Source organism: Isoptericola cucumis (assembly GCF_014635665.1).
Taxonomy (GTDB): domain Bacteria; phylum Actinomycetota; class Actinomycetes; order Actinomycetales; family Cellulomonadaceae; genus Isoptericola; species Isoptericola cucumis.
The window spans coordinates 182,789-199,855 of record NZ_BMDG01000009.1 but is presented as its reverse complement, the minus strand read 5'-3'; the positions used below and the strand labels follow the sequence as shown (position 1 = coordinate 199,855).

Here is a 17,067-nt window from a genome sequence, read left to right as displayed (position 1 = left end):
GGTGTGACCGAGCTGTACGCGCTGGAGAACACGGTCCAGCACTACGACTGGGGATCGCCCGTCCGGCTGCACGAGCTGCTGGGCACCACCCCCGACGGCGTCCCCGCCGCGGAGCTGTGGCTGGGCGCGCACCCGAGCGCCCCGAGCAGGCTGGCCGACCGGCCGGGCACGACGCTGCTGGAGCTGGTCCGGCGCGCGCCCGAGGCGATGCTGGGGCGCCGGGTCGCCGACGAGTTCGGCCCCCGCCTGCCGTACCTGCTCAAGGTGCTCGCCGCCGACCGGGCGCTGTCGCTGCAGGTGCACCCGCGGCCGCACCTCGCCCGGGCGGGGTTCAACCGGGAGAACCGGCTCGGCCTGCCGCCCGGCGACCCGCGCCGGTCCTTCCACGACGACCAGCACAAGCCCGAGATGGTGGTCGCGCTCACCGAGTTCGACGGCCTCGCGGGCTTCCGCACGCCGCGCACGGTGCTCGACCTGCTCGACGGGCTGGACGGCGTGCTCGTGGACGCGGTCCGTGCCGCCCTGCGGGCCGACCGCTCCGCCGCCGGCGTCCGCGCAGCCTTCTCGCGCCTGGTCGCGGCCCGCAACCACCCCGACTGCGAGGCGCAGGTGGCGGCCACGGTCGACGCCGTGCAGGGTCGGCTCGCCGCGGGGTCGCCGTCCGCGCGGGCGGACGCCACGGTCGTGCACCTGGCCGCCCAGCACCCCGGCGACCCGGGCGCGGTCGCGTCGCTCATGCTCAACCGGGTCACCCTCGACCCCGGGCAGGCGCTGTTCCTGGCGTCGGGCGAGGTGCACGCCTACCTGTCCGGCCTGGGCATCGAGGTGATGGCGTCGTCGGACAACGTGCTGCGGGCGGGCCTGACGACCAAGCGCGTCGACGAGGCGGCGCTGGTCGAGTGCGCGTCGTTCGCGCCGCGCCCGCCCGTCGTGCCCGAGGTGCGGACCTCGGGCGGGCGCGGCCAGGTGAGCACCTACCGCGCGGGAGTCGCGGAGTTCGCGCTCACCACCGCCGACGTCGACCCGCGCGAGGACCTGGAGCTGCCGCCGTCGGGCCCGCGGACCGTGCTGTGCCTCGGCGGGGAGGTCACGCTCACGGCCGCGGGGCGCGACGAGCCCGCGACCCTGCGGCGCGGCGCCTCCGTCTTCGTGCCGCACGACGCCGGCGCCCTGCGGCTCGCGGGCGAGGGCCACGTCGTGTGCGCGTGGGTGCCCTGAGGCTCAGCCCTCCGGCCGGGCCGCCGGCGGCCCGGGCGCCTCGCCGGCCGCGCCGTGCGCCGCGACGGCGTCGGCGACCGCGGGCGCGGCCCGCTCCCCCGCGAACAGCACGTTGTGGTACCTCGCGTACGTGTAGGGCGCGCCGGTGCCGTAGGTGAGGTCGGGCCGGACCGGGTACGCGCGCCCGGCGTCGTCGTCGACGTGCCAGGCCCGCGTGTAGCCGCTGTCGGCCAGCAGCCCGTAGAGCCCGGCGAAGTCCTCCCGGGAGAGCACCTCGGCGAGCAGCACCGGCTGCTCGGCGGCCAGCAGCCCCCGGGCGCCGGCGACGACCTGGCCCTCGTGCCGCTCCACGTCCATCTTGACCAGCCCGACCGGCGGGCGGCCCTGCGCGGCCCAGTAGGCGTCGAGGGTGGTGACCTCGACCTCGGTGGTGGCGGCGCCGGCCGCCGTCTGGCGGGCCGCGATCCGCTCGAACGACGAGCCCGTCCCCAGCCGGACGGCGTCGTTGTGGTGCAGGGTCAGGGTCCCGGGCGCGGCGGAGACGCCGACCGCGTTGACCCGGACGCGGTCGGTCAGCCCGGAGAGCCGCACGTTGGTCGCCGTGCGCCGGGCGATGCGGTCCAGGGCCTCGAAGCAGTGCACGACCACGTCGGGTGACGACGCCCCCGCCAGCAGGGAGTAGATGCCGGTGTGGGCGCCGACGTCGAGCACGTGCCCGGCGCGGGCCGCGAGCGCGGCGAACAGGGTGGTGGACAGCGACTCGTAGGCGTTGGGCCCGAACCAGAACGACACCGCGGCGACCAGGTCGTCCTCGTCGAACCACATCCACGCCGGGCGGCCCCCGCCCGCCTGGACCAGCACCGGGCCGGTGTACGGGTGCGCCCGGCGCAGCGCGCGCAGCTCGGGCGACTGGACCAGCGTGTGGGTGGAGCGGCCGGTGGCCAGCCACGGTCGCGCGGCGTGCGCGTCGAGCACGGCCCGGCGCTCGCGCGGCGGCCCCGGCTGCCGGGGTGCCGCACCCGGCCCGGCCGGCGTGCCACGGTCGTCGAGGGCCTGCTGCACGCGCCGGTCGACCAGCCGGCGCAGCTCGTCCCCGGCGAGCGCGTCGGCCCACCCCAGCACCGTCCGTCGTACGCCCATGCCGGCCTCCTCGTCAGCGCGTCTCGTGCTCCTGCTGGTCGTCGCCGCGTCGCGGCTCCCGCCCGAGCCGGCGACGCAGGTACCGGGCGCCGCGGCCGGCCGGCGTCGCCGGCGCGGCGGGGTCGGTCACGACCTCCAGCGCCCGGCGCACCTGCTTCGCGCGCGCGTCGTCGCCGCGCGCGAAGAGCTCCTCGCGCCGCTCGCGGAGCCAGTCGCGGGCGACGGCGGCGCGGTCGGGCTCCTGCGCGACGCGGCGCTCCATCTCCCGCGCGACCCGGGCGTCCACCTCGCCCGCGACCTGGCGCTCCACCTCCCGCGCGACCCGGCGGTCCAGCTCCTGGCGCGCGCCGTCGCCGCGCGAGCGCCCCTCCAGCTGCATGGTCTTGGCGTGCAGCCGGGCGGACAGCCAGACCTCGAGCTCGCCGAGCGGCACGCACTCGGACTCGGCGGGCGTCTCGCCCGTGAGGGACCGGTAGATCCGCGCCAGGTTCTCCAGCGAGACGCCGTACAGCCGCTCCCGCTCCTTGCGGGCCCGCTCCTGCAGCGCGTCGTACTCGTCGTGGCAGCGCTCGACGTTGGCCACGATCCGGGCGCCGAGGTCGGGGTCGTCGACGTCGATCAGCAGGTCCTGGATGCCCACCTCGCGGGCGAAGTAGACCATCTTCGGAGAGTTGTCGATCGGCACCACCAACGAGCCGGCCCCGAACGGGACCATCGCCCCGTGCCCGCGGGTGGAGACCACGATCGGGACCTGCGAGAAGTACCGCGGGCCCCGCAGCATGTCGCGGCCCTCGGTGTTCATCTCCACGAAGGTGAAGTCGTCGAAGCCGTGGGCGCGCAGGTGGTCGACCACGGGCGTGTCGAACTTGGCGAAGAACGAGGCGAGCTCGATCTCGTAGCCGGCGGCCCGCAGCGCCCGGCAGGCCTCGAGCACCTGCTGCGCGACCCGGTCGTCCTTCTCGGCCGGCGAGCGGGTCACCTGGAGCGTCACCCGCCGCCCGCGCTCGGGCACGGCCGCCGGGTCGCCGGCGCCGTCCACCAGGTGGCGCAGGAACGTCGTCGGACAGGGCTGGAACACGATCCGGTCGTGGAACCGCTTGTCCACGACCTCCTTGAGCCGCTCGATCGAGCCGTGGTTGCGCATCCCCACGAAGGGCGAGTTCTCGATGACCGCCTCGAAGTGCTCCTTGAACACCGGCGCGAGGCCCTGGTGGTTGCGGTACAGGTTGAAGCCGATGCCGAAGACGATCGTGCGCCGCAGCTTCCGCGCCGTCGCGACGTCCGACCGGAACGCCCAGCCGGACAGGTCGTGGTTGCGCGGGATGATGACGCCCCCGCCGGCGATCAGGCCGGCGTCGAACGTGTTGGCCTTCTCCACCAGCCGCGGGCCGATCGGGTAGCGGCTGTCCGCGCCGTCGGCGACCCGGAAGTACCTCCCGGCGCCGAACGAGTGGAACAGGTACCGGACGGCCTCGGCGAGCAGCGCGTCGCCGTAGTTCTGGTGCGTGTAGTACTGCCAGGAGAACAGCCGCGCCGGCGGGGTCGGGGTCTGCATGAGGGTTCCTCTCGTCTCAGGCCGTCGCCAGCGCGTCGCGGCCGGGCTGCCAGGCGTCCAGCAGCCCGGTCGTGCCCGACCCGGCGGCGTCGTCCTGCAGCGCCCCCGCGAGCATCCGCGCGTCGGCGGCGGACGGCGACGCGATGAAGTGCGCGAGCGCCCGGGTCGCGGAGTCGGGGCGCATCGCGAGCAGGGGCACGCGGTCGCCGAACCGGGCGAAGACGTCGTCGACGAAGCCGGCGACCCCCCGCTGGATCTCGGAGTTGCGCCGGTCGGACGCGACCGTCGGGGCCAGCACGGGCCGCCCGTCGAGGCCGAACCCGTGGCACTCGGGCAGCCCGACGGGCGTGAGCAGGTACTCGAGCACGGTGCCGTGGCGGAAGAACGTGCGGTCCTGCGACCACGGCTCGAACCGGGCCCCGGTGATGACCGCGTACTCGAGCGCGTGCTCCATCCCGGTGAGGTACAGGCCGTCCACGCGCCGGCCGAGGGCCGTCATGACGGCCCGCTGGGAGGATCCGGAGTACCCGAGGTCGACGACGGCCGGCCGCCCGGCGCCGCCCAGCCGGTCGGCGTAGTACCGCCGGGCGGCGGCGCTGCGCCCGGCGCACGCGGCCGCGACCTCCTCGGCGCGGGCGAGGAGCACCGCGGACATCGCCGCCGCCCGCTCGCGGCCCAGCGGGGCGTCGAGGTCCGTGATCCCCGCACGGGCCAGGTCGCCGGCCAGCAGCGCGACCACCTCGGCGCCGAACCGTGTCGTCAGCAGGGCGCGCGGGGTGTTCAGCGAGTTGAGGCCGTGCACGAACTGCGTGGCGCCGACGTGCGCCGGGTCGCCGGAGAACACCTGGAACGCCGCGCGCCGCGACGCCAGGAGGTACCGGGCCGGGGGCAGGTCGGGGTCGGCCGCCCGCAGCCGCTCGTAGATCGCGTGGGGCACGTACCCGTCGCGCGACAGGAAGGACACGTCGTCGTACCCGAGCTCGCGCGCCTGGCGCGCCACCCACAGCGTCCAGCCCAGCAGGGCGGGCCCCGCGACGCCGTAGCCGAGCGCGTACGGCGTGCCGAGGGACACCGACCCCTTCGGGTAGGCGACGAACGGGTTGTCGAAGAACCGCTGCGCGACCACGCCCTTGACCAGGGACAGGCCCTTCTCCTCCCGGAACCCCTTCCACAGCCCGCCGAGGGCGTGCGTGCGCCGGGCGGCGTCGGCCACCGCGGGCACGTGCAGGGTGGCGATGCCGCGGGCGGCGGCGCGCTCGACGTCGGACACGGGGTTGTCGCCCACGTGCAGGAGGTCCTCGGCCCCGATCCCCAGGTCGCGCAGGACGACGTCGAAGAGCCCGCCCTCCGCCTTGGTGGCGTCCGCGTCCGCCGACGCGACGACGAACGCCGGCTCGACGGGCAGGTGCGGGCCGACCAGCTCGAGCAGCTCGCCCGCGGGGTAGAAGGTGTCGGACACCAGCCCGACCTTCTTGCCCAGCCGGTGCGCGAGGAGCATGAGGGCGCCGCCCAGGGCGCGCGGGGCCAGGTGCTGCTCCTCCAGGGCCCGCTCGGCCGCCAGCAGCGCCTTGCCGTCGAGGCCCGCGCCCGGGCCGGCGCCGTCCGGTCCCCCGCCGAGCAGGCGGGCCGTCTGCTGGGCCACCGCCTCGATCGGGTACTCGGCGCGCTCGGCGCCGGCGGACCGGTCGGCCGCGCGCAGCGTCGCCACCGCGGCGTTGCGCGCGTTGCTGTAGCGCGCCATCGGCGGCAGGTCGGGCGCGAGCTCGCGGTCGAGCAGGCTCACCAGGTCCGACGCGCGCGAGACCGGCCGCACGACCAGGGTGTCGAACACGTCGAACGAGACGTACGGCGCCGGCGACGAGCACAGCGTGCGGAACGCCTCGGGCAGGGCCGGGGTGACCGCGCCGCCGACGCCGCGCACGGCCGCCAGCAGCGGGTCCTGCGCGGTCGGCGGCACGGAGTCCACCTGGCGCTCCAGCACCGTCCAGGGGTCCACCATGGCGTCGACGGCGGGCAGGTCCGCGAGGCGCGGCACCCGGTCGCGCAGCGCGAGGTAGTTCGCGAGCTGCCCGGTGCGCTCGGCCCCGAGGCTCGCCGACATCCGCAGCCCGAAGTCGACGTCCACCAGGAACGACGGCACGCCCAGCAGGTGGGGCGCGGTGAGCAGCAGCGTCGAGCTCACGGCCACGACCGCGGCCGGGCGCGACGTCGCGACGAGCACCTCGAGCGGCAGGTCGCGGTTCGTCATGAGGCTCAGCCCGCCCGCGACCTGCTCCGGCAGGGACCGCGCGATCTCCTCGTAGACCGCCGACGCGTGCCGCGGGTGCGGCTTGTACGCCACCCGGTAGCCCTTGGCGAGCAGCTCCTCGACCGACCGGCGGTAGACGGCGACCAGCTCGTCGGTGCTCACCGAGTCGCCCTTGCGGTCGAAGTACTGCTCGACGAGCACGACGGTGTCCGGGGTCAGGCCCGCGTCGTGCCGCCCGCACGCCTTCTCGAGGGTCGCGGTGAACGCCGCCGCGTCGATCTCCTCGAACAGCTCCGGGTGGTCGAGGGCCGACAGCGGCGTGAACGCCCCGAGGTAGTGGTGGTACTCGACCCGCACGACACGGTCGAGGAACTGCAGGGGCAGCAGGTTGTCCGGGTAGAGCCCCGCCATGCCCTCCTCGAACAGGCTCACGCCCGCGCCGGGGAACGCGCCCGCGAGCGCGTCGAGCAGCCAGTGCGAGTGCGACAGGAACATCCGCAGCTGGTCCGGTTCCCGCCCGCCGCACAGCGCGGTCATCCGCTCCGGGTCGGCGAGCGTCTCCAGGTACTCCGGCGGGTCCGGGAGGAACGAGACGCTCCGCACCCCCGGCAGGCGCCGGATCCGCTCGGTGAGCACCCGCTCGTCCGCGGGGTCGGAGAACAGCACCACGACGTGGTGGTCGTCCTCGGGCCCCACGTACCGGGAGGCGAACGAGTTCACGGCCGAGTACAGGCCGGTGACCAGGTGCAGCGTCGTCATGCGCCCCGCCCCACGGCCCGCCGGCCGGCGGTCGTGCACAGCCGCGCCCAGGTGCCGGCCGCGGCGCGCCGGTGCCCGCGCCGGCGCTGCACCTGCGCGAGCGCCTGCAGGTTGCGCACGGACCCGGGCCACCGCTCGAGGTTGCGCTGCGCGACCTGCTCGGCCTCGTCGAGGCGCCCGGCGTCCATGAGCGCGCGGACCTCGAGCCACCGCTTGGTGCTCGACGGGCCGTCGGCCCCCGCGTCCGGCGACGGCGCGCCCGCCGCCGAGGACGCCGTCGCCTCCGTCGGTCCGTCCGGGTCCGGCTCGGCGTCGGGGCGCCCCGCGTCGTCCGCCCCGCCGTCCCGCGCCGCGCGACGGGGGGCCTCGGCGTCCCGGCGCGCCCGCTCGCGGGCCAGCTGCCACAGCGTGAGGTAGCCCAGGTAGTCGGGCCCGAGCCGGTCGATCCACAGGCTCACGAGCGACTCCGGCAGCTCGGGCTCGCGGTTCCACGGCTTGGGGCCGACGAAGTGCAGCACCTTGACGTCGCCCAGCCCGACGACGCCCGGGTTGGACTCGAGCATCCGCCACAGCGTGTTGTACGAGCTGTCGAGCCAGTCGACGTCCGGGAAGTAGCTGTTGAGGAAGCCCTGGTCGCCGCCGTCGTACGACTCGAGCGTCCCGTTCTTCGCCATCATGTCGCGGAAGACGTCGGCGTCCGGCGTGAACGCGAAGACGCCGCTGTTGAAGACCTCACGGTGCAGCGTGAAGCCGAAGTCCGGCGCGGCGGAGAACCCGTCGCGGTCGAACAGCTCGTCGAGGCCGTCGAGCACCACCGTGTCGGCGTCGAGGTACACGCCGCGGTCGAGGAACGTGAGGGCGAAGACGCCGAGCTTGGAGAACGTGAACTCGAAGCGGCCCTGGTGCTTGCGGTGGAACAGCTCGTTGCGGATGCGCGGCGCCCGCACCACCGTGAGGTTCTCCGGCAGGAAGGGCACGTCCGGCAGCCGGTACCCCGCCGGGACGAGGGCGACCAGCGGGTAGGACGAGACCTTGGCCAGGGACCGGGCCATCGCCAGCGCGCCCCAGAAGTAGCCGTCGTCGTCGAAGTAGGTCACGTACGCGACCCGCCGCTCGCCCGCGGGCGTCGTGCGCAGCGCGAACAGGCGGTGCGGGGCGAGGTCCGCGCCGGGCTTGGCCTCGGGCGTCATCCGCGCGCCGTCGACGGCCGGCGCCTGCGAGACGAACTGCTTGAGGGGCTCGCTGGCCGCGCCGTCGACGATCGCGGCTTCCGGGAAGGCGTCCCGCAGGCGCTTGAGGTGCCCCAGCTCGTAGGAGTAGGCGATGCGGCTCGTCGAGCGCAGCCCGGCACCGACCGGGTCCTCGGTGAGGATGGAGCGGCGCACCTTGCCCACGTAGGTGCCGTCCGTCTGCCCGTCGAGCACCACGACCTGCTCGAAGCCGAGCGACAGCGCGGTGCCCAGCATGACCGTCAGCATGCTCGGCGGGTGCGGGTCGGCGAGGATCGCGGCCGTGGCCGGGGTCCGCAGGAGGTAGTCGGCCCAGTCCTCGACCTGCCCGTCGCGGACCATGCCCTCGAGGGTGTGCGCGACGAGCTGCTGGGCGCGGCGCAGGTCGGTGAGGACCGCGCCGATCTCGTAGTCCCCGCGGTAGGCCGTGGCGCGGACCTTCGCCAGGGCGGCCTGGCGCGGTGGCACGAACCAGGCGGCGACCTCGCGGCCGAACCAGTAGTGGTCCTCGGCCGCGACGTCCCCCTCGCGGAACACGTACGCGCCGGCCGGCAGGCTCGCGTAGTCGATCTCCTCCAACGACACGCGCGCCGTCACCAGGACGACAGGACGAGTGACGTCCAGACGGCTGAGAGCCTCCACCGGCATGCCCTTCCCGGCCCCGCCCGGGGCCACCTCGAGATCGTCGGACCGGCCTCGAGGTGGGTCGGCGGCTAGCCGACCGCCAGGGCCGTGTCGTGCTCCTCGGGGACCACCTGCCGCGCCGCGGCACGGACGTGCTCCCAGAGGCCTGCCTGGAGGTTAACCACGTCCTGGCGGTACTCCGCCTCCCTGGCGAGAACGTCGACTGAACGTTCCAAGAGTTCATCGCCGAGCCGTTCGTCGTTCACCTCGAACCCCCATTCCGGGCGTCGGACGTCGTCGAGGAAGTACCGCATCTTGGGGTGCGAGACGAGGCTGAGGACCGGCGTCCCGAGGCCGAACGGGATCATCGTGGCGTGCCCGCGCATCCCGACCACGAGCGACGCGTCCGCGTACACGCGGTAGCCCTCCTCCGGCGTCATCCCGGACATCGCGACCACCGGCACGTCGATCCCGTGGACGGCGGCGAGGTCGGCCGCCAGCCGCTCGTCGGCCTCCAGGTGTGCGGTGAGCGCCACCTGTGCGCCCCGCCCCCGCAGGGCCGTGACGTAGCCGGCCATCGCGTCGACGAACTTCGGGTAGCCGCCGGCGAACCGGCGCTCGCTGCGGTCGAAGGCCGCGTTGACGTAGACCCGCCCGGTCCCGGCCCGCCCCGGCGGCAGGTCGGGGTGGACGTGCCGCAGCACCGTCGTGGGGCACGGGACGTAGGTGACGACGTCGTGCAGCTCGGGCGGGAGGAGCTCGCGCGCCCGGTCGATCGACCCCTGGTTGCGCAGGCCCACCTGCACGGCGCGGCCCGCCAGCGCCCGCAGGTTCTCGGCGAACAGGCCGGTGGGGAACGACTGTCCGTGGAAGAGGTTGTAGCCGACGGCGAAGACGTGCAGCGGCACGTCGAGCCGCTCCAGCGACCCGCGCGGCACGTTCCACTGCCAGCCGCTGTGGCCGTTCGGCGCGGTGTCGGGCAGGAAGAGCCCGCCGCCCCCGACGACCAGGGCGCGCTGGGCGTTCGCGATCTCCACCCGCTCGTCGTCGAACACCTGGTGCACGTGGAACGGCACCCAGTCGGCCACGGGTGCCCCGGCCGCCTCGATGCTCTGCCGGACGGCGGACGGCAGGGCCACGTCCCCGAAGTTGCCGCCCTCGGGCAGGTACAGCGCGGCGTGCCCGACGCCGCCGGTCGGCGCGGCGCCGGCCGGCGGCGTGACCGGCTCCTCGTTGCGGCGCAGCCACGTGCGGGCCGGCGCGTGGTCGGGTGCGACCTCCAGGGCGGCGCGGGCCGCCGCCGCGCCCGCCGCGTGGTCGTGCACCAGCCAGCTCGTCTGCGCGCGCACGACGGCGGCGCGGGCCGTCGCACGGGGGCCCGTGCCGGCGAGGCGCACCACGTCCCGCGCGACGTCGTACCGGCTGGTGGCACGCAGGAGCTCGGCCACCTGGAACACGGTCGCGTAGTCCAGGACGCCCGGCTCGTCGGCGGCGGCGGTCAGGGCGTCCAGCGCCCCCTGGTGGTCGGCCTCGGCGGCGAGGGTCACGGCGCGCGCCCGCGCGGCGGCGAGCCGGGTGCTCGGGCCGGGCACCGGGCGCACGGCGGACAGGTACGCGTCGACGAGGCCGGGCGGCAGCCGTTCGCCGGCGAGACAGAGGCGGGCCAGCCGCTCCTCCGCCACGACCGCGAGGGCCGCGGTCGTCGCCGCCTGCGTGGCGAGCCGGGACCGCAGGCCGTCGCCCCGCGCCCGCTGCTCCTCCAGCCCCGCCGCCAGGGCCCGCTCCCGGTCGCGCAGGGCGTCCGCCTCCGCGCGCAGCCCACCGGTCTGCGCCCGCAGGTCGTCGAGCTCGGCCCGCAGCGTCTCCAGCGCGGCACGGACCGCCGAGACGTCGTCGGTCGTCGCGGTGCCCTCGAGCTCCTGGCGGGCGAGGAGCCGTACCCGTCCGTCGAGGCGCCACACGGCGGGTCGGACGAGTCGGGTGAGGATCCGCGGCGGTCGCCCGCCGGTCGTGGCAACGGGTGTCATGGCCACATGGTCGGACCTGTCGGTGAACCGCGGCTGAACGGGAGGGGTCCGCCAGGGGGTCAGGACGTGGTCAGCGGGTCGTCGGGGCCGTGCGGCCGGGTCAGTCGCCCTCGGCCCGCAGCACGCGCAGGTGCCCACGGCGCGCGGTCTCGGTCACCGACGACGGCTCCGCTGCCGGCGCCGGCCGTGCCCGGCCCGCCTCCCGGACGGCCTCGGCGAGCGCCGACAGGTCGTCGGGGCTGGGCCCGGACTCCTCGAACGCCGGCATGAGCCGCACGACCTCCCACCCGCGGGGCGCGGTGAGCCGCTCGGCGTGGTCGGCGCACAGGTCGTAGCTGTGCGGCTCGGCGTGCTGCGCGAGCGGGCCCAGCACGGCCGTCGAGTCTGCGTACACGTAGGTGAGGGTCGCGACCGCGGCATGCGTGCATGCCGTCCGAGAGCACTGCCTGACCGATCTCACCCAGGGAGGATACGCCGACGAGGCGCCCTCCCGCGGAGGCTCGCCGCACCGACGTCCCAGGTCCCGGCACGACGGCCTAGGCTCGGGGGCGTGGAGAAGCACCCCGCACCCGCCGTCCGACGCCGCGACCGCCGCGGCCGCGGCGTCCGCGGCCCCCTGCTGCCGCCGGGCACGCCCGCCTACCGCACCCGTGCGCAGCGCTTCGACGACCTCGTGCTCGACGTCGTCGAGCTGCTCGAGCGGCGGTGGTCGGCGCAGCTCGCCGGCACGGAGTTCGCGGTCGAGGAGGTCCCGCCCTCGGACCCGGCGCCGTGGGAGACCGACGGCGTGCCGCTGGGGCGCTGCTTTCCCCCCGAGGCCGGGCAGTCGGCCCGCGTGGTGATCTACCGGCGCCCCGTCGAGCTGCGCGCCCTCGACGACGCGGACCGCGCCGAGCTGGTGCGCGAGGTCGTCGTGGAGCAGGTGGCGCACCTGCTGGCGCGCGCCCCCGAGGAGATCGACCCGCGGTACGACGGCGGATGACGCGCCGGTAGCCCGCAAGGCTGGCGCGTGGCGGCCTCAGCGCGCGGCGTCGACGGTCCGCACCGCCACGTCGCCGGGTGCGGTGCGGGCCGGCGTCGGGGCCAGGGTCGCCACGAGCGTCCCCGCCTCCGCCGTCCCGTCGTCGGCCTCGAGCACCACCGACCAGAGCACCCCCGGCCCTGCGTCCGCCGCGTCGTCGGCGTCGTCGTCTGCCTCGGGGTCGGACGTGTCCACCCGCACGGCCGCGGGCGTGCCGCCGTCGGCGAGGTCGGCCACGTCGACGCCCGTCGTCGCGCCGGCCGCCACCGTGAGCTCCGCCTGGCCCAGCTCGGCGCCCTCCGCGTCGTACGCCCGCACGGTCACGGCCTGCTCGCCGTCGGGCTCCTGGTCCGGGTCGCGCTCGGGCGGCACGCCAGCCAGCGAGACCCGCGCCCGCGCCTCGTCGGGCAGCGCGACGCTGCCGAGCGCGGAGCCCGCCGCGGCAGGCGCGGCCTGGCCCCGGGACCACGCGACGTCGTACGGGGTGCCGCCCACGACCGAGTCCTCGGGCTGCTGGCCCGGCCGGTCGAACCGCGCCGCGCCCACGACCGGGGCCTGCGCGTCGACCACCACGGCGTACGTGCCCTCCGGCAGCCCGCCGAGCGGCACGTCCGTGACGACGCCCGCCTCCAGGTCGACCTCGTCCGCGCCGCGCAGGGTGACCTCGCCGGACGGGCCGTAGACGCTGATCCGCGCGGTCGTGTCGGCGTCGCCGGGGGCGAGCAGCCGCAGCCGCGGCGCGTGCGGGTCGTCCAGCGGCTCGCCGTGGCTGACCACCCCGCCGACCGCGAGCGACGAGCGCGGCGGCGACCCCGGCGTCACCAGGTCCGCCCCGGCCGGCACGAGGCCGTCGATCGCCTGGCGCTGCAGCGACGCCGAGACCCGGGCTCCCGTCGACGACACGTGCACCGCGAGCCGGTCCTGCTCCGGCGCCACCGACTCCAGGCGGGTCGTGACCTGGTCGTGCGCGGCGACCGTGAACGTCCCGCCGCCGCCGAGGGCCACCTTGCCGCTGGGCCCGTACACGTCCAGCGTGACCGTCGCCGGCCGCTCGGTCGGGTTCTGCACCGTCAGGGTGGTCGTCGCGCCGACGGTGGTGCGCCCACCGACCAGCCACTGCGACGTGCCCGGCGACGTGCACGACGCCGCGGCGAGGCCGCGCAGGTCGCCCTGGGTCGTGACCGACGCGAGCGACGCGGAGGCGCCGAACACCTCGTCCGCGACGGGCGTCGCGCGCAGCACCCGCGTGCCGTCGACGGCGGCCTGCTGTCCGGCGCCGGACGCCGGGTCCCCGGTCAGCGCGGTCGCGTCGCCGCCGTCGAGCCCCGTGGTGCGGGGGCCCTGGGGGCCGTCCTCGACGCCGGCAGCCCCGCCCTGCACGAGGGCGCCGATGCCGCTGCGGGTCGGCACGGGCGACGCGGAGAACTGCGAGTCGCCGACGTCCGCCCCCTTCGGGAGGGCGACGGGCGGCGGGCACACGAGGGATTCCTCGGCGGGCTCCACCGCCACGGTGCGGGTGCCGGCGGCGACCGCCCGCTGCTCGGCCCCCGTCCACGACTGCGCCCACTGGTCGCCCAGCAGGGCGACCGTTCCGAGGGCGGCCACCGCCGCGATCCCGGTCACCCCCGCGACGAGGGCCCGCGCGCCGCTGCGAACCGGGTGCGCCACCTTCGTGGGCCGGTCCGTGTGCTGGCCTGTCGGCCGATCCGTCGACCGCCCCGTGGACCGCCCCGTGGGCTCGTGCGGCTGCTCCGTCGTCATCGTGTCGCCCCCACCCCTCGCCGGCGCGCGACCGGAAGCGCCAGCAGCACGTACACCAGCAGCACGCCGCCGGCGAGCACGAGCCACGTGGTGCGGTGCGGCGCCTCGTAGGTCACGTCCACGCGGCCGCCGCCCGGGGCGACCTCGAACGCCTGCAGGCCGCCCGCCTCGACGGTGGCCATCCGCCGCCCGTCGAGCGTGGCGTGCCACCCCGGGTCGGCGGACTCGGCCAGGCGCAGGGTGCGTGCGTCGTCCGAGCCCCCGAGGGTGCCGGCCGCCCGGACGCCGTCGGCGGGCAGGGTGCGCAGCGCGGCCGCCGGCGCCGACCCGTCCGCGGGCGCGGCCCGCAGCACGGTGGCCCAGCCAGGGGCCGGCCCGTCGGTCGTGACCCGCCACACGAGCACGCCGTCCTCGGTGACCCGGGACAGGCCCGGGACGAGGTCGAGCGTCGTGACGAGCTCGGGGTCGCCACCCGCGGGCACCTGGACCGCGCCGATGCCGAGCGACGCGAGCCGCTCGGCGACGTCGGGCGCGCGCCCGGTCACGACGTCGCCGACCAGGTCGTCGAGCAGGGCGACGTCGTCCCGCTCCCCGCCGGGCAGCAGCCCTGCGGCGCGGGCCTGCACCACGCTCGACGCGTCCTCCAGGCGCGAGCCGTCGGCGTGCAGCAGCGCGTAGTCGGCGACCGCCGGCTGGCCGTCGCCGCCCTCGGAGCCCGGCTCCGCGCCCGGCACCACCGTGTCGACCTGCAGCACCCGTGCCGCGCGCGGCGGCGCCTGCATCTGCTGGCCGACCGCGGGCACGACGGGCTCCTGCTCCGCCCGCAGCTCGCCGACGCCGCCGCCGCCGCCGGCCGTCGCCTCGAGCGACCACGAGGTGAGCTGCGCGGCGGGCAGCGCGAGCGCGAGCACCCCGAGCGCGGCGAACGTCGTCGCGCGCAGGCGGCGCGGGAACGCAGGGGCGTGCAGCCCGTCGAGAGGGTGAGCCGGCAGCGCGCAGACCGCGGCCGCGCCGAGGCCCAGCAGCAGCACCGACAGGCCCACGCCCGGCCACCCCGTGACCGGCGCGCTCTCGCCGTCGGCGGTGGTCCCGCTGGCGACCGCGGTGGCCACCGCGACCAGCGCCGCCGCCAGCCCGACGGCCGCGCCGAACCACGCCAGGCGCACGCCTCGCACCGCCCGGCGGCGCACCAGCGCCGCGGCGGCCAGCAGCAGCACCAGCGCGCCGACGACGGCGGGACCGACCCTGCCGAGGGTCCCCAGCGCGCCGTCGGCGTCGTCGAGGCCGAACCACGCCGTGCCGCCCGGCAGGCCGAGCAGCAGCTCCAGGCCGGAGGGCGCGCCCTGCTCGACGACCGGTGCCCCCGGCTCGGCGACCAGCAGCCGCCAGCCGCCGTCGGCCCACGACCCGACGACCTGCCCCCAGTACGGCAGCGGCACCACCACGGCGGGCACGAGCACCACGAGCAGCGTGCGCCAGGCCCGGCGAGCGAGCAGCGCGGCGGGCACCAGGACCACCACGGCGACGGGCAGCAGCACCGGCGCGGCGCACACCGCGACCGCGAGCAGCAGTCCGGCGGCGCCCGCGGCGCCCAGGGACCCGCGGCGACGCGTGGCGGCGCGGGCGCGCCCCCCGTCCGGCAGCCCGCGGTGCACCTCCGGCAGGTCGACGACGTCGCGCGCGTGCACGCCGACGGCGCGCAGCGCGGCCAGCAGCACCCACGGCAGCACGAGGTGGACGACGGTGGCCCCGAGCCGCCCCGACGCGAGCGAGGCCAGGAACCCCGGCGACGCGGCCCACACGAGCGCGGCGACCGCCCGCACGCCCACGGAGCGGGTGAGCGCGCCGGCCGTGAACCAGCCCGCCAGGGCGGCGAGCGGCAGCGCGACCAGCACCAGGGCGTTCACGGCGGTCTGCAGGCCGCCCCCGACCAGCGCCGTCAGCCCGGCGAGCGGCACGAGGAACGGGTCGGCGGGGGCGCTGGTGCCCAGCCCGTCGCGCACCCAGCCCGACGTGGCCGACCCCCACACGTCGCCGAGCGTCCCCGGCGCGGGCAGCAGCGCGCCCCCGACGACCCGGCCGCCGTCGGCGAGCACCCCCTGCCAGGGCCCGAAGAGCACGACGTCGAGGGCGACCACCGCGAGCAGCACGGCCGCCAGTCCCGCGCGCCGGACGCGGGCCAGCCGGCGCAGCTCGGTCCGCTCGAGCTCGCTCGGCGCCCACCGGTTGCGCTGCGCCTCCGCGCGAGCGAGCCGCGCGTCGCGACGCTCGGCCGCGACCTGCCGCCACGTGCCGAGCAGCGGGGCGAGCACCCGGCGCGGCAGGCGCCGCGTGCGGGCCGCGCGGCGCCGCGACCGGTACAGGGGCAGCACCCGCAGCGCCGTCACGGCCGCGGCCACCAGCTCGTCGCGCGCGTGCGCCGGGCGCTTCAGGGCGACCCGGTACAGCGCGGCGAACGGCGCCCAGACGAGCATCGCGACCCACAGCACCGGCACCGCGAGCAGCGGCGCCCACGCGAGCCGCAGGAAGAGCTGGCTGCGGCGCCGCGCGTACCGCGACGCCTCGGGGTCGGGGCGGACGGGCGCGCCGGCGGGCCGGGTCCGCAGGCCGAGCAGCGAGGCCTGCGCGTGGCGCACCACCGCGTCGGGCACGACGACCACCCGGTGCCCGGCGAGCCGGGCGCGCCGGCACAGGTCGAGCCCGTCACCGAAGGGCCCCACCTCGGGGTCCGTGCCCCGCAGCTGGGACCAGACGCCCCCACGCACCAGGGCGCCGGCGAGGCCCACGGCGAGCACGTCCTCGCGCCCGTCGTGCTGCCCCTGGTCGACCTCGGAGTCGTCGATGCCGGTCATGCGCCGGCCCAGCGGGGAGACGGTGCTGCCCACCTCGATCAGCACGCCGGAGCCGTGGGCCGAGGGGGTGCCGTCGGCCTCGACGGGCCAGCGCCGCTGCTTGCAGCCGGCGATCCCGACGGCGCTCGAGTGCTCGACCGCGCGCAGCAGCCGGGCGAGGGTGTCCGGCTCCGGGGCGGAGTCGTCGTGCAGGATCCACAGCCAGCCGTCCTCGGGGACGCCGACCGCGTCGGTCGCGCGGGCCACGGCCTCGCCGAGGCTGCGCACGCCCGGCGCCGCCACGAACCGGGTGCCGCCCAGCCGCAGGTCGTCGTAGCGGGCGGTCGACTCCGCGGCGCCGACGTCGACCACCACGACGTCGTCCGCGGCCCGGTCCTGGGCGGCGACGGCGTCGAGCGTCGCGGCGAGGAAGGGGCTGTGGCCGCGCGTGACGACGACCGTGGTCACCGAGACGACGAGCGGCACCGCGCCCGTCGGGTCACCGGCGGTTCCCGGCACGCCCACGGGGGCCGCGCCCTGGGGCGCGACCTCGCCGCGCGGGCCGGGACGGGTCGTGTACGGAGCAGTCATCCTGCTCGCCATGATGCGGCGACCGGGCGCGGCATCGTGGGATCTTCGGCCCGTGCGTGTCGG

At 76.9% G+C, this 17,067-nt stretch carries 10 protein-coding genes; 2 read left to right on the top strand and 8 right to left on the bottom strand.

Going from position 1 to position 17,067, the window contains the following annotated elements; translation table 11 throughout:
• Nucleotides 1-3: 3 nt before the first annotated feature.
• Nucleotides 4-1,218, top strand: a complete 1,215-nt coding sequence (gene manA / locus IEW03_RS14210) for a mannose-6-phosphate isomerase, class I (RefSeq protein ID WP_188524342.1) — start codon at nt 4-6, stop codon at nt 1,216-1,218.
• 3 nt (nt 1,219-1,221) lie between these two features.
• On the opposite strand, the gene IEW03_RS14205 is transcribed toward manA, so the two are convergent.
• The 6 genes from IEW03_RS14205 to IEW03_RS14180 form a co-directional block, all read right to left on the bottom strand.
• On the bottom strand, nt 1,222-2,358 hold the full coding sequence (locus tag IEW03_RS14205; protein ID WP_188524341.1) for an FkbM family methyltransferase: 1,137 nt from the start codon (nt 2,356-2,358) through the stop codon (nt 1,222-1,224).
• A 13-nt stretch (nt 2,359-2,371) separates the two neighbouring features.
• Nucleotides 2,372-3,913, bottom strand: a complete 1,542-nt coding sequence (locus tag IEW03_RS14200; protein WP_188524340.1) for a polysaccharide pyruvyl transferase family protein — start codon at nt 3,911-3,913, stop codon at nt 2,372-2,374.
• Between the two features lie 16 nt (nt 3,914-3,929).
• Complete coding sequence (locus IEW03_RS14195) at nt 3,930-6,920, bottom strand: polysialyltransferase family glycosyltransferase (RefSeq protein WP_188524339.1); 2,991 nt, start codon at nt 6,918-6,920, stop codon at nt 3,930-3,932.
• Nucleotides 6,917-8,746, bottom strand: coding sequence for a glycosyltransferase family protein (locus IEW03_RS14190; RefSeq protein WP_188524338.1), 1,830 nt, complete (start codon nt 8,744-8,746; stop codon nt 6,917-6,919). The genes IEW03_RS14195 and IEW03_RS14190 overlap by 4 nt, the downstream gene beginning before the upstream one ends.
• Nucleotides 8,747-8,862: 116 nt before the next feature.
• Nucleotides 8,863-10,800, bottom strand: coding sequence for a polysaccharide pyruvyl transferase family protein (locus IEW03_RS14185; RefSeq protein ID WP_188524337.1), 1,938 nt, complete (start codon nt 10,798-10,800; stop codon nt 8,863-8,865).
• Nucleotides 10,801-10,900: 100 nt separating this feature from the next.
• Nucleotides 10,901-11,260 (bottom strand): DUF3499 domain-containing protein, encoded by a 360-nt coding sequence (locus tag IEW03_RS14180; protein ID WP_188524336.1) that lies wholly within the window; start codon nt 11,258-11,260, stop codon nt 10,901-10,903.
• Between the two features lie 90 nt (nt 11,261-11,350).
• Between IEW03_RS14180 and IEW03_RS20445 the strand changes: the two genes are divergently transcribed.
• Nucleotides 11,351-11,782: a metallopeptidase family protein gene (locus IEW03_RS20445; RefSeq protein ID WP_371870630.1), complete on the top strand. Its 432-nt coding sequence runs from the start codon at nt 11,351-11,353 to the stop codon at nt 11,780-11,782.
• A gap of 36 nt (nt 11,783-11,818) precedes the next feature.
• Here IEW03_RS20445 and IEW03_RS14170 read toward each other — a convergent pair whose 3' ends face one another.
• Together IEW03_RS14170 and IEW03_RS14165 are read right to left on the bottom strand one after the other, a co-directional pair.
• Entirely contained in the window at nt 11,819-13,426 is a 1,608-nt protein-coding gene (locus IEW03_RS14170) for a DUF5719 family protein (protein WP_188524334.1), read from the bottom strand.
• 152 nt (nt 13,427-13,578) lie between these two features.
• Nucleotides 13,579-17,004 carry a glycosyltransferase gene (locus IEW03_RS14165; RefSeq protein WP_188524333.1) on the bottom strand — a complete coding sequence of 1,142 codons (3,426 nt, stop codon included), beginning with the start codon at nt 17,002-17,004 and terminating at the stop codon, nt 13,579-13,581.
• Nucleotides 17,005-17,067 lie beyond the last annotated feature (63 nt).